We start from the raw sequence: 20,991 nt of genomic DNA on the forward strand, positions 1-20,991 counted from the left end.
TTCTCCCCTTCGTCAGGCGTGCGCGGGAACGTCGAGACGCTCTGCCGGCGGTGCGCTGCCCTCTGCGGGCTCGGGCACGAGGTAGAGACCGCTCGGCGCGCTGGCCGTGAACGCGAGGGCTTCGATCCAGGCGCGGTTGATCGAGGGCTGACGGCTTCCGCTGTACTTGAAGACGAGCGAGCTGCCTGCGTGCACCCAGACGGTCGTGCGGCCGCCGCCGACGCTCATGTCCTCGCGCCAGGTGAAGCTGAAGGGCTCCCCTCGACGCAGCTTGGCCGTGATCACGAGCTGCAGGTGCGTGAGGGCGCGGTCTTCGATGTCGGCCTTGACGCTGCCTTCGTAGACGAGCTTTCCCATCATGATCTCCTCACTGCGCCACGGAACCCATGTCATGAGACGCGATCGGATGATCACCGGGGGCGATACCAGCATCCCATAATATCGTGGGCCGGCGGCTGTGCATCCGCCGGCCCGCACACCGTCTTTCAGGACATGCGACCGAAGGTGGCGTCGATGTCGGCCATCTCCATCGCGGCGGTCGCCTCGATCAGCGCACGCAGCTCCTTGTCGGCACCCGGCGAGAACTCCTCGAGCCGCTCGGGAGAGATCGTCATCGGCACGCCGACGGGCGCCTGCTCGCTGGCATCCAGGGTGGTGCCGTCGTTCGACGGCGAGGCGCCCTGGAAGATCTTGCCCGCTTCGGACTGCGCGGTCAGATCGAACGAGTAGTTCTTGCTCTGCAGACCGAGATCGAGCAGCTTCTTGACCTCGGGGAACTGCTCGGCGTTGGTCTTGGGAATGGGCAGCGACGTGCGCCAGTTGACGCCGAGGGTCTCGAGCGCCTTGGCATACGCGTTCTCGTGCGCCTGGTCGCGGACGATCAGGTACGAGATGGTGCTGCGGGCGGTCTTGTTGTCGGTCATCTCGTACAGTCGGCACTTCTGCAGGCGGCCGGTCGACTCGAGCATCAGGTTGTAGAGCAGATCGAGCACGAGGTTGCCCGAGTTGTAGACGTAGCTACCCGACCACGGGTTGCCGACCGCGTCGACCGGAAGGGCGCCCTGAGCTCCGACGAGGTAGTGGTGGATGTTGCTCGTGTCGAGGGCGATGTTCAGTGGCGTCGCACCGCCGGCACCGGGCTTGTCGACCGGGTCGGTCGGCTTTCCCTGATACTGCGGCGATCCGTCGAGCAGGCGTGAGATCGTCGTGCCGATGAGCTCGACGTGGCTGATCTCCTCGGTGCCGATGCCCTGGATCAGATCCTTGTACGGCTTGCCGTCGGGGCCTCTGAAGTTGATGCTCTGGAACAGGTACTGCATCATCGTGCGCATCTCGCCGAACTGTCCGCCGAGGCCCTCCTGCAGTGCGTTCGCCGCGGCGGGATCCGGCTCGTCCTGAGCGATCTCGTTGATGAACTCCTGAACGTGGAAATACATGTCGGCCTCCGTCGGTCGTTGCTGGGTGTGGGGCCACTGTGCGCCTCAGCGACGGATCGACACCCTCCCTCGACGTGGCGAGGGGATGGACGTACTATGCGTGCCGACGGAGAGCGGCCGGCCCCACACCCGCACCGGGGAATTGTCAAGGCCCGCTGTGCGCGGACGCGACCGGCGTACCGTCGGCATCAGAGCCCGCAGGACACCACAGTGGGCCGTAGCGGAGCTGTTCGTGTCGACAGCGGATGACTTCGGAGAAGAGGTCGTCATGGACGCCACCGGTCAGACCATCCGCACTCGCCCACGCGACACCGCGCGCGGCGGATCGAGCACCTTCACCGAGCTGGCGCAGCAGATCCGCGAACGCGGACTGCTTCGCCGTCGGTACGGCTATTACTGGACCAAACTCATCGCGGCCCCGCTGGTCGTCGCCGTCAGCCTCGCCGCCTTCGTCTGGATCGGCGACACGTGGTGGCAGCTGTTCACCGCTGCTGTGCTCGCGATCGTCTTCCTCAGCATCCGGATGATCGGATTCGTCACGCTGGTGTTCATCGTGCTGTCGCCGGGCATCGCGTTCGTGTTTCTCGCGGTGCAGCTGGGCCTGTTCGGGTTCTACATGGGCATCTCGTTCGCGCCGAACCACAAGGGCATGCCCGTGGTTCCGAAGGACCTGACCCTGGACTTCCTCCGGAGGCAGGTGCTGATGAGCCGCAACGTGCGGGGGAGTCGCGTGATCGACGTCGTGATGGGCGGCCTGAACTACCAGGTCGAGCACCACCTGTTCCCGTCGATGCCCCGGCCGCACCTGCGCCGGGCAGCGCCGCTCGTCGCCGCCTACTGCGAGGCGCACGATGTGAAGTACACCCAGGTCGGGTTGTTCGCGTCCTACGCGATCGTCGTGCGCTACATCAATCGGGTCGGACTCGGACAGCGCGACGTCTTCTCGTGTCCGCTCGCCGAGCAGCGCGCCCATCTGGTCGCCGCGCCGCGCTGACCCCCGCCCACCGAGGGCGAGGTGTGTCAACCCTCTGTCGTATCGAGCGCGAGCGACGGAGGGTGGGCATTCGACATCCCCCGAGGAGGACACCATGAAGGCACTCACCTGGCAGGGCACGCGCAACGTGACGGTCGAGGAGGTGCCCGACCCGGTCATCGAGCATGCGACGGATGCGATCGTCCGGATCACCTCTTCGGCGATCTGCGGCTCGGATCTGCACCTCTACGAACTGCTCGGCCCGTTCCTCGACAAGGGCGACATCCTCGGCCACGAGCCGATGGGCGTCGTGGTCGAGGTGGGAAGCGCCGTGCGCGATCTGGCGGTCGGCGATCGAGTCGTCGTGCCGTTCAACATCTCGTGCGGCCACTGCTTCTTCTGTCTGCGCGGCCTGCAGTCCCAGTGCGAGACGACGCAGGTGAAGGAATACGGCAGCGGCGCCTCGCTGTTCGGCTACACGAAGCTCTACGGGCAGGTCCCCGGCGGGCAGGCCGAGTACCTCCGGGTCCCGCTCGCCGACTACAACCACATCAAGGTCGCCTCCGACCTGCCGGACGAGCGCTACCTCTTTCTCAGCGACATCCTGCCGACCGCCTGGCAGGGCGTCGAGTACGCGAATGTGCCGGACGGCGGAACGCTCGCCGTGATGGGACTCGGGCCGGTCGGCCAGTTCGTCGCCCGCGTCGGCGCGCACCGCGGTTATCGCGTGCTCGCGGTGGACCCCGTCGCCGAGCGACGCGAGATGGCCGCCCGACACGGCGCCGAGGTCTTCGACCTGACCGACGATGTCGTCGCAGAGCTGCGAGACCTCACGGACGGACGAGGGGCGGATGCCGTCGTCGACGCCGTCGGCATGGAGGCGCACGGCAACCCGGGAATCAAGCTCGTGCAGCGCGCCGTCGGTCTGCTGCCCGACCCCGCCGCAAGGCAGGTCTTCGACAAGGCGGGCATCGATCGCCTCGCCGCCCTCTATGCGTCGATAGACGTCGTGCGCCGCGGCGGCACGGTGTCGCTCAGCGGCGTCTACGCCGGGGATGCCGACATCATGCCCATGAAGACGCTGTTCGACAAGCAGGTCAGCATCCGCATGGGCCAGTGCAACGTCAAGCGCTGGATCGACGACCTGATGCCGCTGGTCGAGGATCTCAGCGACCCGCTCGGCGTGATGGATCTCACGACCCACACCGCACCGCTCGAAGACGCTCCGGGTCTCTATGAGACCTTCCAGCGCAAGGCCGACGGCTGCATCAAGGTCGTGCTCCAGCCCTCCACCGTCTGACGGTGACCGCCGGCTGTGCAGCCCGTACTGCGCAGCCGGCTCACGTTTCTGTCAGCCCCGCTCGGGCTCCGGACTCAGCCGGCCTTTCCCTCGGCGAGGTATCCCAGCCGGTGCAGGGTCTCGGAATTGCGCCAGCGCAGCAGAGGAGCGGTCAGCACGCTCGGCACGAGGGTGGCGGGGCCACGCACCGGCTCTTCGTCGATGCGGACGAGAGATCCGTCGCCGTGCGAACGCACTCGCAGCGTGACGCGGGCCTCGCCGATCGGCCACCCCTTCGCACGCATGACCATCCGGTGCGGGGGATCCCATTCTTCGACCACCGTCGTGTCGTCGAGCAGGGCGGGCCAGACGCCCACCGAGTGGTGCAGTTCGGCGCCGGGCTGCGGCCAGGTGTCATCGACGTCGCGCATGCGCGACGCGCCGACGACCCACGCCGGGTAGAGCCAGGCGTCGGCCAGCACCCGGAACACGTCATCGGGGCGGCAGTTCATCGTGCGCACGTTCTTGGCCATGTCGGCTCCTTCTGTGACGGTTGCCTTCATGCTCCTGCCTCCGCGTCGATCCACCGAGGGGGTTGACGGGCCGCGTGCGGCGCCGACCGGCCGTACCACAGACCCCGCATCGGCGCCTCCCCCTGGAACAGCGCACGCGTCTCTGCGAACGTCGGGTCATGGCACTCATCGATCTTCCCGTTCGCGCCGCTCGCAGACTCGGCGCTCTCGCGCACGACGACGCACCCACTCTGCTCACCCGCGGTTACGGCTTCGGTCCACGGATCTGGCGCAGGGTGCGACCGGGTACGAGGTCGGCGCCGATGCGTCTGCTCGGTGACGACACCGTGTTCGTGCGCGGCGTCGAGGGCGTCGAGCTGTTCTACGACGAGACCCGCATCGCGCGCTCCGGGGCGATGCCGGCCCTGGTGCAGGAGAGTCTGTTCGGCCACGGCTCCGTGCACAGCCTCGACGGTGACGCGCACAAGCACCGCAAGGCGACGTTCATCGACGTCGCCTATGAGGACGAGCAGGTCGAGCGGCTGACACCATGGCTCGAGCGCGAGTGGCAGAGCGAACGTCGGGCCTGGCTCGACGGCGGAACCCGCAGCGCCTACGACGCGGCGGTCGGTGCGCTGGGCCGAGCGATCATGGGGTGGGCCGGTGTGCCCGGCACGCCCGCAGCGAAGACACGGTGGGCGGCCCGGCTCGCCCAGATCGTCGACGGCTTCGGCTCGCCGTACTCACCGGAGTACCTCGCCGCTCTGGCCAACCGCTGGTGGTCCGACCGCCACTCCGCGCGGCTCATCGAGGCCGTGCGGCACGGTGCGCTCAGTGCTGAGCCGGGGACAGCGCTCGAGCAGTGGGCGCACCACCGCGATCACGATGGCGAGTTGCTGCCCGCGCGCATCGCGGGGGTCGAGCTGCAGAACAGCATCCGTCCGATGATCGCCGTCGCGCGCTTCGTCGCGTTCGCCGCCAAGGCGCTGAACGAGCACCCCGAGTGGCGTGAGCGCATCGCCGCCGAGGCCGCCGAACGGGGCGCCCTGGTCGGTGGACCGCTGTCGATCATGTTCGCGCAGGAGATCAGACGGACGTCCCCGTTCGTGCCGATGCTCCCCGGGTGGGCGATCGCCGACGTCGAGCTCGACGGGCAGAAAGTGGATGCCGGTGGCCGCGTCGTGCTCGACATCCTCGGCACCAATACCGACGACCGCTTCTGGGCGCGTCCCGAGCGGTTCGACCCGGAGCGTTTCCGCGATGTCGGCGCAGACTACGAGGCGCTCGCCGCGTTCATCCCGCATGGCGGGGCCGACGTCGCGACCGGCCATCGATGCCCCGGCGAGAAGCTCGCGATCGCGGGGCTCGCCGCAGCGGTCACGGTGCTCAGCGACCCCGGTCTGCGGATCCTCGACGACGGGCTGGACGTCAACCGGCGCCGACTGCCCACGAAGCCCCGCTCCGGGGGCAAGGTCCGCTCGGCGTCGGCACCCGCGTCGGGCGGGTGTCCCTTCCACCGGTCGTGAGACTGCGCCTGGTCGGGGACTCGGCCGCGAGTGCCCGACCGGTACGGTAGGGCACATGTCACAGGCCCTCCGGACGTTCGGGCGCATCATCGCGCGGCACTGGCCTGCGCTCATGGCCTGGTATCTCGGCGGCGAGGCTCTGCACCGTGTGCTCATCGAGTTCGCCGGATTCGTCGGCGGCCACACCACGCTCGGGGGCCTGCTGCTGCTGCCGCTGGCGGTCGCCGCTCGTCTCGTCTCGTACGTCGCGATGTATCTCACGGTGCGGCCGTCGCTGCCGCACAGCCGCCGGGAGGATGCGGGTGGCATCCGCGAGTTCGGCTCGGCCACGCTCGCGGCTATCCTGCCGTTCTTCGCGTTCTACACCGCGTGGGGTCTGCTCGACGCCGACCAGATCGAGTTCTTCCAGATCGCGCTCGCCGTGGCGCTGCCCCAGTCCGGGGAGGGATTCTCGCAGATCGGCGACCGCGGCGGACTGATCTCGGTCGGTGTGCTGCCAGTGACGGTGCTCGTGATCGCCCTGGTCGCGCGACTGCTCTTGACCCGGTTCGCCGCCAGGCTGCCGCGCTGGACGATCATCCTCGCCACCTACGCAGAGGTGCTGTGGACATTCATGCTCTTCACGCTCGTCGCACGGTGGTGGACGAGCGTCCTCGACTGGTTCGCCGAGCGCCAGGCCGTCGGCTGGCTGCGAGGATTCGGCGACTGGTTCGCCGTGAACCTCGAGCCCATCGCCGCGGTCTGGGAGGGAACGACCTGGCTCGTCGGAATCCTGGTCGCCGCACTCATCGTCCCCGCTGCCTGGCTCACGGTGGCCGGCGTGATCTTCGGCACGACCTTCGACTCGACCCCGGCGTTCTCGCGGTTCGGTGGGGGAGCGGCCCGCGGTGCGGCGATGAGCATCGCGCGCACCCTGGTGATGCGGCTCGAGGGCCTCTGGGCGGCCGTCACGGTGATCTGGCGCGGCGGACCGCTGCTCTTCGGCGCCTACGCGCTGGCCTATGCGCTGTGGGCGTTCGCCGAGCAGGCGGGAACCCGCGGCGTGCTGCTGCTCATCGGCGGCCATGAACGGTGGTTCTGGGCCGGGGTCTTCCCCCTCATCGCCGTCGCGATCGCGGCAGTGGCCGAACCGCTGAGGGTGGCGATCGTCGCGACGGCGTATGACAGCGTCATCGGCCGCCCCCGCTCTGGCCTCGACACCCGTCCCTCAGGGGTCGATGCGGAAGCGAGCGAGGTCGTCGTCGCTCCCCTCGATGTCGAGCAGGAAGGGACCTTCGGCGTCCTCGGGCAGCAGGAACGTCAGCAGGATGCGGTACGACGCCGATTCGGGAAGGCATGAGTTCTCGCCTTCGTCGGAGGGTACGACGAGGCTCTTCCGAGAGCTGAGCCAGGTCCGATCCCTGTCGATCTCGGTGAGTGCGGCCTGCCCGCAGAGTGCGGCATCCGACCCGCCGCTCGACGCCAGTCGGATGCTGAGCACGCGTGTGTCCTCGGGCGTCTCGAACTCACCCCACTCGGTCGGGCCGAGCGTGAGCGTCTGCCCCGCGATGTCGACCGTCGACTCGGCTTCGATCACGCGATCGGTCGGCCGGATGCTGGGCACGATGTCGAGCCACACGGTGGCACCGAGCATGGCCACGGCAGCGATCGCCAGCGCGATCAGTGACCGGCGCTGCCTCCTCCACCACGTCACGGCGCGCTCAACTCGGGGTCGTCGAGCTCGACGCTCGGAGTGCGGGGCAGATCATCGAGGTCGAGCGGGATCGTGATCAGGTCGTCGAGCTCGGCGGTGAGATACGACGAGGTGAGACGCAGCTCGGCGCGTCCGGACGTGACATCGGGCGGCAGCTCGAAGGCCAGGGTGCCGACGGTGTCGATGCCCAGCCGCAGCGGGGTCGACATCAACGACGCATCCGGTCGCTCGCTCGCCTGGAACACGCGGTCGCCGACGGCCAGCGTCGCCAGATTCATCGCAGCGTCGACTTCTGTGTGCGCGGCCGAGGCGATGACCGTCACGACGAGCCAGTTGCCCTCCGCGCTCCAGTCGGCACCCGGCACCGCGACCTCGTCGGTGAAGGTCGCATCGGTCGCCGCCGCGATCAGTGTGCGCGACTCGACGGGTTCGCCGAAAGATCCGCGCACCTCGGTGGGGCCGATGACGTCGTCGTCGGTGGGGGTCACGGCGGTCACGGCACCGGCGGCGATCACCAGGGCGGCCCCGAGCAGCCAGGGCGTCGCGCGCCTCACGGTGCCTCCTGCGCGGTCATGGAGATGCGCGAGCTGAGTGCGGCGGGGCGCCAGCTGACGGCTCGCGACGAGAGGACGACCTGTCCGCGGCGCGTCTCCACCTCGTACACGTCGAGCGACACGGCACCGTCGGGGAACGCATCCTCGGGAATCGTCCAGGCGAAGGTCACCTGGCTGGGGACGCCCGGCTGCAGGACCACCTGCCCCGATGAGCCGTCCGCCCGCCATACGTCGACCGAGTCGGTCGCGGTGACGCCCTTCAGCGCGAGGAGCGGACTCTCGGTGTTGACGAACCCCGTGCTCACTCGGTCGGCGGTGGTGCCGACCCCGATCGGTGAATTCGAGAGGTTCTCCATGCGGGTGCTCATCACCAGGAACTTCTCGCCCGGCTCCGCCTCGAGGTACTCCGATTCGATCTCGGTGGCGAACTCGGCGCCGAGCACGGTGATCGCATACATCGAGGTGCGCGCCTCGTCATCGGGGCCGAGCATGGCCGGCGACGCCTCTGCCCGGGTGAGCCCGCCCATCGCCGCGACGACGATGGCCAGGGCGACCAGGGCGGCAGCCGCCACCCAGATCCAGCGGGGGAGCTCTGCGACGGCGTGCGCCCAGCGCGCGAGTGCCTCCCGAACGACGGTTCCGGCACGCGCGGCAGCAGGTGCGGCGAATGGCGCGGCTGATCGCGACGCGCCGTCGTGATCCCCCGTCTTGCTCACGAGGTCAGCCTACCCAGGGGGTTCGCCCGCCGGCGATCAGGAGCACGTCTCGAACACGTACTCCTCGTGCCCCGGCGTGACGAGGTCGCGATCCCGCAGCACCATCGACCCCGGCGCCTCGTCGTCGGCGCACATCTCGGCGAACGACCGCGGCAGCTCGTCGGAGTACTCGATATCGATCACGGCGTCGCCGTAGACACCGGTGAAGGCTCCGCACTCCTGATAGACCGAGCACTCCTCGACCACGGCGAAGTCGAACCCGGCGCGCTCGCGCAGCAGGGGCGCATCCTCGGCGGCGTTCTTCTGCCCGGCCGCGAGCCCGGAGTCATGTGCCACGTCGACGAGCAGCGCCGCGAGGGCGAGGTTGTCATCGAGGGTGAGCGCACCGTCAGAGCGGGTGTACGAGTCGAGGTTGTCGAACTCCACCGCCTCGAATCCCGATTCGGCGCACCCCTCGATCCACGGACCGACGATCTCGGCGATGCGCTCGCGGCGGTCGTCGGTCGAGGTGTCGAGCAGAGCCTCGTCGGGCCAGTCGGGGTCGAACAGGGGCTCGCCGCCGCTCTGCAGCACGAGGTCGTCGGGCCAGGTGTCGAGCTCGCCCGGCTGGGTCTGGAAACCGTTCACGTAGCAGATCGAGTACAGCCCCTCGGCGGGGTCATCCGAGCGGTCCCGACCCACGATGCCGACACCGTCGGCGGGTGCATAGGCGCCGCCGAGCTGGTAGTCGGGTGTTGCTCCCGCTGGTGGAGGCAGGAAAGGCGCAGGCGGGTCGGAGATGGTCGTGACGCAGCCCGAGAGGGCGAGGACCAGCGCGGCGACGGCGGTGACCGCGACCGTCGCGCGCCTCAGCTGCCGACCCCGTACAGAGCGGCGATCTCTTTCGAACCCATCCCTTGATCGTACGTGCCGTGCTGGGGCCATCCGGCCGGGGAGTCCTCCCACTCCTCCTGGCGGCCGTAGGGGAGCAGGTCCACGAGCCCCTGCAGCTGACTCATGCGCTCGGTGCCTCGTCCGTTCGTGTGCCAGGTGCGATACACGGTGTCGCCGTCGCGCAGGAAGACGTTCACGCCGAAGCCCTCGTTCGGACCGGCATCCATGTCGGCGCCGAACGTGCTGTCGGCGCTCGAGAACCACGTCATGCGATTGCCCACCCGGTCGCGGTAGGCCAGTGCCTCATCGATCGGCCCGTTCGTCACGATCACGAAGCGGGCGTCGTAGTACCGCTCGAGGAAGTCGAGCCGCGTGAACTGCGAGGTGAAGCCGGTGCACCCTGGGCACTGCCACTCGTTGCCGTCGGTCCACATGTGGTTGTAGACGATGAGCTGTCGATGCTCGCCGAAGATCTCCGACAGCGCGACCGGACCGTCGGCCCCGACGAGCGTGTAGTCGGGCAGCTCGACCATCGGCAGCCGCCGTCGCTGGGCCGCGATCGCATCGAGCTCTCGCGTCGCCGCCTTCTCCCGCACGCGCAGTGCGTCGAGCTCGCGTCGCCACGTGTCGGCGTCGACGACGGGCGGAAGGGGCGTCTGGGTCGTGCTCACGGTGGACCTCCGGATGCTCGGGAAGACGGTGCCCCCAGTGTGCGCTCGCCCACCGACATCGTCAACCGATCGGCGAAGGGGCGCCGTCGACCGCGGGTGCATTGACCTCTTCGGCCGGATTGCGTCGGATGCCGATCCATGACACGACGCCGCCGAGCACGAGCAGCGCGGCCGTGACCCAGGCCGCGTTGTGGAAGCCTGCGAGGTCGAGCGTGCCGCCGATGATGGTCGACAGCATGGCGACGACGAGCAGTCCGGCGACGCGCGAGACCGCGTTGTTCACCGCGGAGGCGATGCCCGAGCGCGATTCGTCGATCGCGCCGAGGATCGCCGAGGTGAGCGGAGCCACGGTGAGCGAGAGCCCGAGACCCAGCACGATCATGGCAGGCAGCACCTGCCACCAGTAGTCGAAGTCCTCGCTGACGACGAGCAGCATGAGGGCGCCGACGGCCATGACGAGCGGACCGACCGTCATGAAGATCCGTGGACCGAAGCGCCCGGCCCATGAGCCTGCGCGCGAGCTGATCAGGATCATCAGGATGGTCATCGGCAGGCTCGCGAGGCCGGCGGCGGTGGCGCTGAGACCGGCGCCCTGCTGCAGGTAGACGCCCACGACGAAGCCGTTCAGCGACAGAGCGGCGTAGACGAAGAGAGTGGCGAGGTTGCCCCAGGCGAAATCGCGCACCCGGAACAGCGAGAGCGGCATGAGGGGAGAGGCCGACCTCTGCTGCCGCACCAGGAACCAGGCGAAGAGCGCAGCTCCGATCAGGCCGGGCAGCCAGATGGCGGGGGACTGCCAGCCGAGGTTCGGCTGCTCGATCAGCGCGAACACGACCGCGCCGAGGCCGATCGCGCACAGGGCTCCGCTGAGCCAGTCGACGCTCACCCCGCTCGGGTGCTCCTTCAGCTTCAGCCGGGAGAGCAGCACGAGGGTGACGGCGATCGGCACGACGTTGATGAGGAACACGAATCGCCACGACAGGAAGTCGACGAAGAGTCCACCGAGCAACGGGCCGACGAGCTGCGCGGCGGTGGTGAATGCTGTCCACACGCCGATCGCCCGTGACTGCACGTCGGCGCGCATGGTCGCCGTGATCAGCGCGAGCGAGCTCGGCACGAGCAGAGCGCCGGCTGCTCCCTGCGCGGCTCGCGCGATGATCAGGATGAGGGGATCGGGGGCGGCGGCGACCGCGACGGATGCCACGCCGAAGGCGATGAGGCCGATGCGCATCACGAGCACCCGGCCATAGGCGTCCGACAGCGATCCCGCGAGCAGGATCAGCGCGCTGAGGGTGATGAGGTACGCGTCGACCACCCACTGCTGCGTGGTGATGCCGCCGCCGAGTTCATCGCTGATCGCAGGCAGCGCGACCGTCACGACAGTGCCGTCGAGGAAGGTCACGAAGGATGCGAGGACGGCGATGGAGATCACGAGCCGCTGCAGCGGCGCGAAGCGAGAGGATGCCACACGCTGACACTACTGCCGCCGAGGATATGAGGGGCGGTCAGATGGCAGTCGTGCTCGCGCGATACAGGTCGCGCAGACCCGCCGTGCCGTGCTCGGCATAGGCCCTGCGCTGTCGCTCGGCACCCGTGCCGTCGGTGCGGATGCGAGCGAAGCCCTCGGTGACGAAGTCCTCGTCGCCCAGTCGAGCGAGTGCGGGGCGCAGTCTGTCGAGCAGATCTCGCGCGACGTCCCAGAACGACGCGATCCCGCCGCTCGCCGGGTCGACGAGGCGCGCCTCGGTGCCGAATCTCGCTGCCGTCCACAGTGAGGCATCGATCGCGTCGACGCCGATCTCGGGTGCATCATCGATCGCGTCGCTCACCATCAGAGCGCGCGTGAGGGCCACGGCGAGCAGCGTGTCGTCGACCGTCAGTTGCGCGTCGAACACCCTCACCTCGACGGTGGGGAAGCGCTCGGACAGGCGGATGGCCCATGACAGCGAGCCGGCATCCGCGATCGCTGTCATCGCGACGAGTTGCTCGACGTGTGCACGGTAGTCGGCGAGATCGCGGAAGTGCGGCGGGCTCCACGACGACGGCAATCGTCGGATCAGGATGCTGCGCCAGCTGGCGAACCCCGAATCCCTGCCGTGTGCGAAGGGCGCGTTGCCGGTGAGAGCCAGCAGAACGGGAAGCCACGGTCGCACGCGATTGAGCACGCGGACGCGCTCTTCGTCGTCCACCACCTCGACATGCACGTGCAGCCCGTTGACCTCGTGCTCGCGGGTGATCTCGACGAGCTGCGCGTCCACCGCGTCGTAGTGGGGCGAAGAGACCACCGTCAGGCGCTTCGGTGAGATGAACGGGGTGCCGATGGAGGCGAAGACCGCACCCTGATCGGCGGCGTACGTGCCGATCAGGCTGCGCGTCCGTCGCAGCTGCGCCTCGGCATCCGCCCTGGTGGTCGCGGGCGATGTCGCCGACTCGAGCTGACAGGTGAGGTATTCGGGGGTGAGGCCCGCAGCAGCGTCCTCGGGGATGCGCTCGCGGGTGGCTGGGCTCATGGCCGCGGGTACGAGTGTCTGCTCATCGAGCAGGACGAACTCCTCCTCGACGCCGAACCGGGCCATATACGCGAGCCCTAGTGGTCGCGCAGCGCCGAGATGAGCTCGGCCTTGCGCTGACGGCTGTAACCGGTGAGGCCGATCTCCTTGGCGCGGGCGCGCAGTTCGTCGACGGTCCAGTCCTCGTAGTCGCCGTGTTCGCCGCCTCGGCGCCCGACAGCGCTTCGGCCGTCGCGGGCGGCGGCATTGGAGATGCGGGCGGCCTTCTCCTTCGAGGCGCCGTCGTCGCGGAGCTCTTCGTACAGCTCCGGATCCTTCAGCGAGTTGTTCCTGCGTCCTGGCATGTCGTGTGCTCCTCTCGCACGGCGGGAAGGCCCGAGTCAAGGCCCTCGGGGCATGGGATGAGGCGGTCTAGGTTGGGAGACCGTAGATGGGCGCCTCCCCCGCGCCCCGAGAAGGGAAGACCGATGAACATCCTGCTGATCATCATCATCGTCGTCGCCATCATCCTGGCGATCACCGGCGGGCTCGTGCAGTCCCTGCAGTTCCTCCTGTGGGTCGGCCTGGTGCTGCTGGCCATCGCGGTCATCGCCTGGTTGATCCGAGCGATCTCCGGCAACCGCACCCGCTGATCCGCGCAGTGAGGCCCGCTCCGGCGGGCCTCACTCCGTTCGGGATCAGTCCCGGGAGCTGTCGCGCAGGTTGTCGCCGACGTTCTTGGCGGCGTCCTTCACGTTCTCGCCGGCCTGCTTGGCGGAGGCCTTCGCCTGATCGCCGCGGCCCTCGGCTTCGAGCTTCTCGTTGTCGGTCGCCTTTCCGACGCCCTCCTTGATCTTTCCGCCGGCCTTCTCCGCTGCGTTCTTGATGTCGTCTGCTCCACTCATGGGGCTCTTCCTTTCATCAGTCGATCAATGTCCGTCCACCGTCCCACGGGACGAGAATCCTGCACACGGGATTGACAACGACGAGCACTCGTGACAGCGTCCGCCGGGCATCGACGTGGATGCCGCACACGACTAACCTGGCCCCAGGCGGGTGGTCCTGCCCGCTCTCACCTCGGCTGCGGCCGACGAAGGAAGCGGTAGAAAATGGACTCGATGATGATGGGCGCCATGCGCTCGAACATGATGTCGATGCCCGACATGGCGACGATGGACATGTCCGTCTTGCAGGCCTGCATGGACGCGTGTTCGGCGTGCGAGCAGGCGTGCACGGTGTGCTCGACGCAGATGATGGACTGCTCGCCCGCCTGCATGAACTGCGCCGACATGTGCAACACCATGATGCGGTCGATGATGCGGATGCAGGGCATGACCCCCGCGTCGATGATGTCCATGCTCGACGCCTGCATCGCGATGTGCCAGACGTGCATGGACGAGTGCATGCAGCACGCCGACCACAGCGAGGTCTGCAAGATGTGCGCTCAGGCCTGCAAGGACTGCATGGACGCATGCATGGCCGTCAAGGACATGATGATGGCGACCGCCTGAGCCGCATCCCCTGTCATCGAGCGAGGACGGCCAGGCCGCCCGAGACGACGCGCGCTCAGCCGAGCGCGACGTTGAACTGCGCGCGGCCGACGGCCAGCACGCCGTAGCGCACGTGCAGCGCGATCGGCGTGCCCGCGGGTGCCTCGAGCGCCGCACCCGACGCGTTCCACAGCGTGTGCGTGGCGTCGTCGAGCGTGCGCACGAGGAGCTCGCCCGTGGTCGCGTCGGCGTGCTCGACGATCGCGTCCGCCCACTCGCTCGGCGTCGCCGACGCGATGCGCGCCTGAATCAGGTGCAGCGCGTGGCCCGCCTCGAAGGAGGAGCAGGCGAAGCCGTGACGGCACATGCACGCAGAACGCTCACGCACCGAGAGGGGCGAAAGGTGGTTCAGCGGCGTGGACACGGTGGTCTCCTTCGTGAGCGGACGTTCCGGCAAGAGTAGGTCGGTCGCGCGAGAGACGGAACCCGGGCCGACACGCTGTGAAACAAACGGGCGTAGACTCGCCGGGTGCTGTTGTCGAAGAGTGCTCTCCGGATCCCGGATCGAGCGCAGATGGGAGCCGTGGGCGCGTTCAGCGCCACGGACAGAGGCTGACGATCGGCCGGAGGCGGAACACCCCGTCTTCGGAGCCGCGTCGTACCCGGCATCCACTCGGATGACCGCTCCTGTTCCTTCTTCCGCCGCTGTCTGCGGCCCACACGAAAGCACTCTTCTCATGCGTCCCATCGACGAGCGCACCCTGCGCGCCTCCTTCATCAACGCCTCCCGCAAAGAGGTCTCCGACCTCACGCTGCCCGCCGGGTTCCCCGACCTCGACTTCGACAGGCTCGACTACCTGGGATGGGTCGACCCCAAGCTGCCCCGCCGCTCGTATGTCGTCGCGTGGGTCGACGACGTCGCCACCGGGGTGATCCTCCAGCGAGCCGAGCAGCGCGTGATCGCGCGTGCGCAGTGCTCATGGTGCGAAGACGTGACCCTCCGCAATGACGTGCAGCTCTATGCAGCCCGCAAGGCCGGACCCGCGGGGCGCAAGGGAGACACCATCGGCACCCTCGTGTGCACCGAGTTCGGATGCTCGAAGAACGTGCGGGTGCTGCCGCCGCTGGCCTACGACGGCTATGACCGCGAGCTCGCGCGCGAGCTGCGCATCCTCAAGCTGCAGGAGCACGTGAGCGCTTTCATCGCGGCCGTGCGGAGCTGATCCTCACACGATCTCGAGTCGCGCCACCGTCTCCTCGTCATCGCAGGCGCTTCCGACCCACAGGCGGATCGCGCCCGGCTCGACGCGCTTCACGCCGTCGAGTCCCGTGAAGGCGAGTCGGTCGATCGGCACGTCGAAATCGACGAGCGCATCGGCGCCGGGCGCGAGCGTGACCCGCCGGAAGTCCAGCAGCTGGGCGACCGGGCGGGTCACGCTCCCGACCTCGTCGTGCGCATACAGCTGCACGACATCCGTCGCTGCGACCTCGCCGGTGTTGCGCACCCGCACCGTCGCCCGGAAGATCTCGCCCGCGGCGATCGACGCGGGAGCGGTGAGCTCGTCGTGTGCGAACGTCGTGTAGCTCAGACCGAAGCCGAAGGGTCGCACCGGGGTGGAGTCGGCGCTGGTGACATCCGTGCGTCCGCCGAGCACGGGGTGCAGGTACGAGTACGGCTGCGCCCCGGCCGATCGCGGCAGCGACACCGGCAGACGCCCCGACGGTGCGACGCGACCGCTCAGCAGCCGCGCGAGAGCGGGGCCGCCCTCCTCGCCGGGGAAGAACGTCTGGAGCACCGCGGCGGGGATTCCCGCAGACGCCGTGCTCGTCGTCGCCGAGGCGTCGACCGCTCCGAGACCGGTCATGGTCCCGGCGGCACCCGCCCGAGCAGGCAGCGCCCAGTCGAGCACGTACGGACGCCCGGTCATCGCGATCAGGATCACCGGAGTGCCGGTCGCGACCACGGCCTCGACCAGCTCGCGCTGGACGCCGGGGAGCTCGAGGTCGTCGACGTCGTTTCCCTCGCCGACGGTGCCTCGTCCGAAGAGGCCCGCGCGGTCGCCGACGACGACGATCGCGACGTCGGCGGCCGCGGCGGCCTCGACGGCGGCCGGGATGCCGGAGCGGTCGGAGCCCTCGACCCCGCATCCGATCGTCGAGGTGATGTCAGCTGCGGGGAACTCGGCGCGCAGCGATCCGGTGACCGTCGGCAGCTCGATTCCCGCGGGGGTGTCGGGGTGATGAGCGAGCACGTGGTTGACGAACGAGTAGCAGCCCATCAGCGCTTCGGTGCTGTCGGCATTGGGGCCTATCACCGCGATCCGCGAGGTCGTCGTCGGGGCGAGGGGGAGTGCGCCGTCGTTGCTCAGCAGCACGACCGACTCTTCGGCGAGGCGTCGCGCGAGCGCGCGGTGCTCGGCCGGATCGAGATCGATGGCGGTCGGAGGAGTGTCGAAGTCGGCATCCAGCAGCCCGAGCTCCTCCTTCTGCGCGAGCAACCGGCCCACCGCCCTGTCGAGGATCTCCGGTGAGAGCCGGCCGTCACGCACCTGCTCGGCGAGGGTGACGAAGGCGTCGGGCGAGGGCAGCTCGACGTCGATTCCCGCGGTGAGTGCGAGCCGGGCGGCATCAGCCGAGTCGGCGGCCGCGCGGTGCATGCTGTGCAGGAAATCGACGGCGAAATAGTCCGACACGACCACTCCGTCGAATCCCCAGCGGTCGCGCAGGATGCCGGTGAGATAGCGCGCGTCGGCCGTGACGGGCACCCCGTCGATGTCGACGTAGGAGTTCATGACGCTGCGGGCACCGCCCTCGTGGATCGCCATCTCGAACGGCGGGAGCAGCACGTCCTCGATCTCGCGCAGGCCTGCGCTGACGGGGGCATGGTTGCGTCCGGCCTTCGAGGCGGAGTATCCGATGAAGTGCTTGAGGGTCGCGTGCACGCCCTCGGACTGCAGGCCGCGGACATAGGCGGTGCCCACCCGGCCGACGACCAGGGGGTCTTCGGCGATGCACTCGTCGACCCGACCCCAGCGGGGGTCGCGGATCACATCGAGCACCGGAGCCAGACCCTGATGGATGCCGAGGGACCGCATCGACGAGCCGATGGCCCGACCGACCTCCTCGACCAGCTCGGGGTCGAACGCCGCGCCCCACGCCAGCGGCGTCGGGAAGGTCGCCGCCTTCCACGCGGCGAGGCCCGTCAGGCATTCCTCGTGCACGAGCGCCGGAATGCCCAGTCGCGTCTGCTGCTGCAGTCGCCGCTGCTCGGTCCACAGCCAGGCGGCCCGCTCGACGGGGTCGACGGGGCGGGTGCCGTACACACGCGTGAGGTGTCCGATGCCGTGCGTGGAGGCATCCTCGTAGCGCGTCGAGCTCTTCTTCTCGCCCGACATCGGGGCGACCACCTCGACGCCCTGGTCGACCCAGAAGCCGACGAGCTGCGCCTGCTTCTCTTCCAGAGTCATGCGGGCGAGGAGCGCCTCGACGCGGGGGGAGTGCGGCGCGGAGCCTGCGGGCTGCAACATCATGTTCTCTTTCTCGTTCTCGTCGACGTGGGGTGTCGCGACGGCGACCGCATCAGCCCTTGACTGCACCGGTCAGCCCTCCCACGATGCGCCGCTCGAACAGGCTGAAGAAGATCAGCGCCGGGATCATCGACAGCGATGTGAACGCGAGCACCTTCGCGGTGTCCACGGAGTATTGGGATGCGAACGACTGCACGCCGAGCGGCAGCGTGAACGCCGCATCGTCGTTGAGGATGAACAGCGGCAGCAGGTAGCCGTTCCAGCTGCCGATGAACGCCAGGATGCCCGTGGTGATGACCCCGGGGAGCGAGAGCGGCAGCACCATCCGCCAGAAGAACCCGATGCGACTGCATCCGTCGATGAACGCGGCCTCCTGGATCTCGTCGGGGATAGCGCGCAGGAACGGCACGAGGATGATGATCGTCGTCGGCAGCGCGAACGCGATCTGGGGCAGGATCACTCCGCCGAGCGAGTTCATGAGCCCGAGACTGCGCACCACGATGTACAGCGGGGTGATCGCCACGGTCAGGGGGAACATCAGCCCGGCGGCGAAGAACGCGTAGAGCACCCCGCGGCCGGCGAACCGGTATCTTGCGAGGACGTAGGCCGCCATGAGTCCCAGGGCCACCGTGCCGACGGTGGTCGCGAGAGCGACGATGGTCGAGTTGCCCACGAGCCGCCAGAACACGCTGCCGGTGAGCACGTCGAGGTAGTTCGACACCACCCACGGCTGCGGGAACCCCGACGGATCGGTCGTGATCTGCGCGTTCGTGCGGAACCCGCCGGTGATGATGTAGGCGATGGGCGCCAGCATCAGACCGACCGCGATCAGCGCGACGAAATACACGGCGGGGTTGGCCCATGGCAGCCGCGGCTTCGCGACGCGACCCGTGCGGGCCTTGCGCTGGGTGACGAGCACCGAGGTGGCGGTCATCGGACGGACTCCTTCTGTGTGGTGGCGTCGGCAGTCGCGCGGGCGTCTGCGTCGGCCTCCTGCGGCGCGGCGTCCTGCCGCGCACGGGATCGGGTGCTCTTCTTCCGGCCGGAGGCACCGGTGAGGGCGCCGTCGGTGTCCTTGCGCAGCACGGCACGCTGATAGATGAGAGCGACCACGAGCGAGATGAGGAAGAGCACGACCGCGACCGCGTTGCCGTAGCCGTAGTTGCCGGCGTTGCGTCCTTCGGAGACCATGTAGGTCGCCATCGTCGAGGTGCCGGCGGTGGAGGCGATGTACTGCCCCCAGATGATGTAGACGAGGTCGAACAGCTGCAGCGAGCCGATGATCGACAGGAACGCCCAGATGCGCAGAGTGGGTGCGAGCAGCGGCAGCGTGATCCGCCACTGGATCTGCCAGTAGGACGCGCCGTCGATGGCCGCGGCCTCGTTCAGCTCCTCGGGAATGCCCTGCAGACCGGCGAGGAACAGGATGACCGCGAAGCCGACGTACTTCCAGGTGATGATCGCCATCAGCGTCCAGATCGCGATCCCGGGGTCCGACAGCCAGTCGGTCGCCAGGAATCCCAGACCCATGTTGGTCAGCATCGCGTTGAGCGCGCCGTTGGTCTGCAGCATCAGGCTCCACCCCGTGCCCACGACGACCTCGGAGATCACGTAGGGCACGAAGATCAGCACGCGGATCAGCGACTGGCCTCGCATCTTGCGGTTCAGCAGCAGCGCCAGCACGATGGCGACCGGACCCTGGAGCACGAGGGAGAACACCAGGATGAAGCCGTTGTGCGCGAGCGCGTCGTGGAAGAGGGGATCCTGAAGGATCGTGAGGTAGTTCTTCAACCCGACGAAATCGGTGGGCGGGCCGTAGCCCTGCCAGCTGAAGAACCCGTAGTACGCCGCCATCAGCACCGGGAAGATGACGAAGGCGAGGAAGACGAGCAGGGCGGGCCCGGCCAGAAGCATCACTTCCAGCCGGGCACGCGTGTCACGCTTTCGCTGCGGCATCCTGCACAGCCTTGACCAGGTCCTCCGCGCTGCTGTTGCCCGCGAGCAGGTCGACCACCGCGACGTTCAGCGCGTTGCCCACGTTCTGGCCGTAGACCGTGTCGAGCCACTGCGTCGCATACGGAGCGGCGTTGTAGGCCTCGAGGATCGTCTTCAGGTAGGGCTCGGTGACGGCCTCCTGAGCGACGGTGTTGACCGGCGGTGCGTTGAAGGCCTTGTAGTACGCCGTCTGCACGTCTGACGTGCCGATGTAGTTCAAGAAGTCCACGCAGGCGTCCGGCGCATCGACCGAGCACGAGTAGCCGTCGACGCCGCCCATCATCGAACCGGGCTCGCCGTCTCCGCCCTCGACCTCGGGGAACGGGAACCAGCTGAGGTCGGCCAGCGGCTTCTGGTCAGGGGTGAGCGAGCCGATGACTCCGGGGTTCCAGGCGCCCATGAGCTCCATGGCGGCCTGGTGGTTCGCGATGAGGCCGGCGGAGCTGCCGGCGCCCTGCTGTGCCGGAGTCGTCAGGAAGCCCGAGTTGAAGGGCTCGGTCTCGGCGAACGACTGCAGGTCCTCACCCGCACGCACCCAGCACTCGTCGCTGAAGTCCATCTCGTCTGCGGCCTTGGCGAGCGTGTCCGAGCTGCACTCGCGCAGTGCGAGCCAGTAGTACCAGTGCGCGGCGGGCCAGGCGTCCTTGGCGCCCAGCGCGATCGGGTCGATGCCGGCGCCCTTGAGCGCGACCGTGGCCTCTTCGAGCTCGTCGAGGGTGGTCGGGTTCTCGGTGATGCCGGCCTGATCGAAGAGGTCCTGGCTGTAGAACAGGCCGCCGGGCAGCACGGCGACGGGCATGGCGTAGATCTTGCCGTCGAGGCTGTTCGCCGAGTACGACGCGTCGGGGATCTCGTCGGCGGCAGGACCCGAGATGGCGTCGGTGAGGTCCTTCAGCTGGCCGGCCTTGACCATCGCGGCCATCTTGCCGCCGCCGCGCTGCAGGAAGATGTCGGGAGCGTCTCCCGAATTGAGGGCGGTCTGCAGCTTTCCGTCGAGATCCTCGTTCTGGATCGACTGGATGTCGATCGTGACGCCCGGGTTGTCCTTCTCGAAATCGGCGACCGTCTGCTCCCAGAACTCCACTCCGGGGCCTGTCGTGGAGTTGTGCCAGAGGGTCATGCTGGTGTCGCCGCCGTCGCCGGTGCCGGACGAGTCTGCGGTGCAGCCCGAGAGCGCGAGCGCTCCGACGGCCATTGCTGCGACCGCGGAGGCGAGGGGGAGCCTTCTGCTGTTCATGTGATCGTTCTCCTCATCGA

23 protein-coding genes are annotated in these 20,991 nt (G+C 68.5%); 7 read left to right on the forward strand and 16 right to left on the reverse strand.

Annotated features, from left to right (window positions below; genetic code table 11):
- Positions 1–12: 12 nt before the first annotated feature.
- The gene (locus OB895_RS15205) at positions 13–357 is read right to left on the reverse strand and encodes a DUF7882 family protein (RefSeq protein ID WP_042540154.1); all 345 of its coding nucleotides are present in this window, start codon (positions 355–357) and stop codon (positions 13–15) included.
- Positions 358–485: 128 nt separating this feature from the next.
- The gene (locus OB895_RS15210) at positions 486–1,436 is read right to left on the reverse strand and encodes a manganese catalase family protein (protein WP_042540031.1); all 951 of its coding nucleotides are present in this window, start codon (positions 1,434–1,436) and stop codon (positions 486–488) included.
- 232 nt (positions 1,437–1,668) lie between these two features.
- On the opposite strand from OB895_RS15210, the gene OB895_RS15215 reads away from it, so the two are divergent.
- Positions 1,669–2,430, forward strand: coding sequence for a fatty acid desaturase family protein (locus OB895_RS15215; protein ID WP_446499968.1), 762 nt, complete (start codon positions 1,669–1,671; stop codon positions 2,428–2,430).
- A gap of 94 nt (positions 2,431–2,524) precedes the next feature.
- A complete protein-coding gene (locus OB895_RS15220) occupies positions 2,525–3,709 on the forward strand; it encodes a zinc-dependent alcohol dehydrogenase (protein WP_042540033.1) in 1,185 nt (394 codons plus the stop codon).
- 74 nt (positions 3,710–3,783) lie between these two features.
- On the opposite strand, the gene OB895_RS15225 is transcribed toward OB895_RS15220, so the two are convergent.
- Positions 3,784–4,221: an SRPBCC family protein gene (locus tag OB895_RS15225; RefSeq protein ID WP_309691192.1), complete on the reverse strand. Its 438-nt coding sequence runs from the start codon at positions 4,219–4,221 to the stop codon at positions 3,784–3,786.
- A 158-nt stretch (positions 4,222–4,379) separates the two neighbouring features.
- On the opposite strand from OB895_RS15225, the gene OB895_RS15230 reads away from it, so the two are divergent.
- The gene (locus OB895_RS15230; RefSeq protein WP_311878047.1) at positions 4,380–5,726 is read left to right on the forward strand and encodes a cytochrome P450; all 1,347 of its coding nucleotides are present in this window, start codon (positions 4,380–4,382) and stop codon (positions 5,724–5,726) included.
- A 55-nt stretch (positions 5,727–5,781) separates the two neighbouring features.
- Positions 5,782–7,065: a hypothetical protein gene (locus OB895_RS15235; protein ID WP_311878048.1), complete on the forward strand. Its 1,284-nt coding sequence runs from the start codon at positions 5,782–5,784 to the stop codon at positions 7,063–7,065.
- Positions 7,066–7,415: 350 nt separating this feature from the next.
- On the opposite strand, the gene OB895_RS15240 is transcribed toward OB895_RS15235, so the two are convergent.
- The 7 genes from OB895_RS15240 to OB895_RS15270 form a co-directional block, all read right to left on the reverse strand.
- Complete coding sequence (locus OB895_RS15240; RefSeq protein ID WP_311878049.1) at positions 7,416–7,973, reverse strand: hypothetical protein; 558 nt, start codon at positions 7,971–7,973, stop codon at positions 7,416–7,418.
- A complete protein-coding gene (locus OB895_RS15245; protein WP_311878050.1) occupies positions 7,970–8,689 on the reverse strand; it encodes a hypothetical protein in 720 nt (239 codons plus the stop codon). The genes OB895_RS15240 and OB895_RS15245 overlap by 4 nt, the downstream gene beginning before the upstream one ends.
- A gap of 36 nt (positions 8,690–8,725) precedes the next feature.
- Positions 8,726–9,541: an endo alpha-1,4 polygalactosaminidase gene (locus OB895_RS15250; RefSeq protein ID WP_311879930.1), complete on the reverse strand. Its 816-nt coding sequence runs from the start codon at positions 9,539–9,541 to the stop codon at positions 8,726–8,728.
- Positions 9,538–10,233, reverse strand: coding sequence for a DUF899 domain-containing protein (locus OB895_RS15255; RefSeq protein WP_311878051.1), 696 nt, complete (start codon positions 10,231–10,233; stop codon positions 9,538–9,540). Before OB895_RS15255 ends, OB895_RS15250 begins: the two co-directional genes overlap by 4 nt.
- 61 nt (positions 10,234–10,294) lie before the next feature.
- Positions 10,295–11,701 carry an MFS transporter gene (locus OB895_RS15260; RefSeq protein ID WP_311878052.1) on the reverse strand — a complete coding sequence of 469 codons (1,407 nt, stop codon included), beginning with the start codon at positions 11,699–11,701 and terminating at the stop codon, positions 10,295–10,297.
- A gap of 37 nt (positions 11,702–11,738) precedes the next feature.
- A complete protein-coding gene (locus tag OB895_RS15265; RefSeq protein WP_311878053.1) occupies positions 11,739–12,809 on the reverse strand; it encodes a carboxylate-amine ligase in 1,071 nt (356 codons plus the stop codon).
- Positions 12,810–12,820: 11 nt separating this feature from the next.
- On the reverse strand, positions 12,821–13,087 hold the full coding sequence (locus OB895_RS15270; protein WP_056374055.1) for a DUF7218 family protein: 267 nt from the start codon (positions 13,085–13,087) through the stop codon (positions 12,821–12,823).
- A 123-nt stretch (positions 13,088–13,210) separates the two neighbouring features.
- Between OB895_RS15270 and OB895_RS15275 the strand changes: the two genes are divergently transcribed.
- On the forward strand, positions 13,211–13,375 hold the full coding sequence (locus OB895_RS15275; RefSeq protein ID WP_164481676.1) for a hypothetical protein: 165 nt from the start codon (positions 13,211–13,213) through the stop codon (positions 13,373–13,375).
- A gap of 45 nt (positions 13,376–13,420) precedes the next feature.
- Here the strand turns inward: OB895_RS15275 and OB895_RS15280 are convergent, their stop codons facing one another.
- Positions 13,421–13,627, reverse strand: coding sequence for a CsbD family protein (locus OB895_RS15280; RefSeq protein WP_079113471.1), 207 nt, complete (start codon positions 13,625–13,627; stop codon positions 13,421–13,423).
- A gap of 330 nt (positions 13,628–13,957) precedes the next feature.
- Between OB895_RS15280 and OB895_RS18275 the strand changes: the two genes are divergently transcribed.
- Positions 13,958–14,233: a four-helix bundle copper-binding protein gene (locus tag OB895_RS18275; protein ID WP_475123665.1), complete on the forward strand. Its 276-nt coding sequence runs from the start codon at positions 13,958–13,960 to the stop codon at positions 14,231–14,233.
- 55 nt (positions 14,234–14,288) lie between these two features.
- Here the strand turns inward: OB895_RS18275 and OB895_RS15295 are convergent, their stop codons facing one another.
- Complete coding sequence (locus tag OB895_RS15295) at positions 14,289–14,636, reverse strand: hypothetical protein (protein WP_311878056.1); 348 nt, start codon at positions 14,634–14,636, stop codon at positions 14,289–14,291.
- A 313-nt stretch (positions 14,637–14,949) separates the two neighbouring features.
- Between OB895_RS15295 and OB895_RS15300 the strand changes: the two genes are divergently transcribed.
- A complete protein-coding gene (locus tag OB895_RS15300) occupies positions 14,950–15,435 on the forward strand; it encodes an FBP domain-containing protein (protein WP_311878057.1) in 486 nt (161 codons plus the stop codon).
- A gap of 3 nt (positions 15,436–15,438) precedes the next feature.
- Here the strand turns inward: OB895_RS15300 and OB895_RS15305 are convergent, their stop codons facing one another.
- From OB895_RS15305 to OB895_RS15320, 4 genes are read right to left on the reverse strand one after another with little or no spacing between them, the layout of a single operon-like run.
- Positions 15,439–17,742 carry a beta-xylosidase/alpha-l-arabinosidase gene (locus OB895_RS15305; protein ID WP_446499969.1) on the reverse strand — a complete coding sequence of 768 codons (2,304 nt, stop codon included), beginning with the start codon at positions 17,740–17,742 and terminating at the stop codon, positions 15,439–15,441.
- A 49-nt stretch (positions 17,743–17,791) separates the two neighbouring features.
- Positions 17,792–18,673: a carbohydrate ABC transporter permease gene (locus tag OB895_RS15310; RefSeq protein WP_153302245.1), complete on the reverse strand. Its 882-nt coding sequence runs from the start codon at positions 18,671–18,673 to the stop codon at positions 17,792–17,794.
- Entirely contained in the window at positions 18,670–19,695 is a 1,026-nt protein-coding gene (locus OB895_RS15315; protein ID WP_079113467.1) for a carbohydrate ABC transporter permease, read from the reverse strand. Before OB895_RS15315 ends, OB895_RS15310 begins: the two co-directional genes overlap by 4 nt.
- Positions 19,676–20,971 (reverse strand): ABC transporter substrate-binding protein, encoded by a 1,296-nt coding sequence (locus OB895_RS15320; protein ID WP_311878058.1) that lies wholly within the window; start codon positions 20,969–20,971, stop codon positions 19,676–19,678. The genes OB895_RS15315 and OB895_RS15320 overlap by 20 nt, the downstream gene beginning before the upstream one ends.
- Positions 20,972–20,991 lie beyond the last annotated feature (20 nt).

Source organism: Microbacterium forte (assembly GCF_031885415.1).
GTDB lineage: Bacteria > Actinomycetota > Actinomycetes > Actinomycetales > Microbacteriaceae > Microbacterium > Microbacterium forte.

What these genes read in the sequence shown, in the direction of transcription:
- OB895_RS15315 (WP_079113467.1), bottom strand. Translation starts at nt 19,695, where the DNA reads ATGCCGCAGCGAAAGCGTGACACGCGTGCCCGGCTGGAAGTGATGCTT.
- OB895_RS15220 (WP_042540033.1), top strand. Translation starts at nt 2,525, where the DNA reads ATGAAGGCACTCACCTGGCAGGGCACGCGCAACGTGACGGTCGAGGAG.
- OB895_RS15320 (WP_311878058.1), bottom strand. Translation starts at nt 20,971, where the DNA reads ATGAACAGCAGAAGGCTCCCCCTCGCCTCCGCGGTCGCAGCAATGGCC.
- OB895_RS15270 (WP_056374055.1), bottom strand. Translation starts at nt 13,087, where the DNA reads ATGCCAGGACGCAGGAACAACTCGCTGAAGGATCCGGAGCTGTACGAA.
- OB895_RS15230 (WP_311878047.1), top strand. Translation starts at nt 4,380, where the DNA reads ATGGCACTCATCGATCTTCCCGTTCGCGCCGCTCGCAGACTCGGCGCT.
- OB895_RS15205 (WP_042540154.1), bottom strand. Translation starts at nt 357, where the DNA reads ATGGGAAAGCTCGTCTACGAAGGCAGCGTCAAGGCCGACATCGAAGAC.
- OB895_RS15280 (WP_079113471.1), bottom strand. Translation starts at nt 13,627, where the DNA reads ATGAGTGGAGCAGACGACATCAAGAACGCAGCGGAGAAGGCCGGCGGA.
- OB895_RS15275 (WP_164481676.1), top strand. Translation starts at nt 13,211, where the DNA reads ATGAACATCCTGCTGATCATCATCATCGTCGTCGCCATCATCCTGGCG.
- OB895_RS15305 (WP_446499969.1), bottom strand. Translation starts at nt 17,742, where the DNA reads ATGATGTTGCAGCCCGCAGGCTCCGCGCCGCACTCCCCCCGCGTCGAG.
- OB895_RS15300 (WP_311878057.1), top strand. Translation starts at nt 14,950, where the DNA reads ATGCGTCCCATCGACGAGCGCACCCTGCGCGCCTCCTTCATCAACGCC.
- OB895_RS15310 (WP_153302245.1), bottom strand. Translation starts at nt 18,673, where the DNA reads ATGACCGCCACCTCGGTGCTCGTCACCCAGCGCAAGGCCCGCACGGGT.
- OB895_RS15235 (WP_311878048.1), top strand. Translation starts at nt 5,782, where the DNA reads ATGTCACAGGCCCTCCGGACGTTCGGGCGCATCATCGCGCGGCACTGG.
- OB895_RS15210 (WP_042540031.1), bottom strand. Translation starts at nt 1,436, where the DNA reads ATGTATTTCCACGTTCAGGAGTTCATCAACGAGATCGCTCAGGACGAG.
- OB895_RS15265 (WP_311878053.1), bottom strand. Translation starts at nt 12,809, where the DNA reads ATGGCCCGGTTCGGCGTCGAGGAGGAGTTCGTCCTGCTCGATGAGCAG.
- OB895_RS15225 (WP_309691192.1), bottom strand. Translation starts at nt 4,221, where the DNA reads ATGGCCAAGAACGTGCGCACGATGAACTGCCGCCCCGATGACGTGTTC.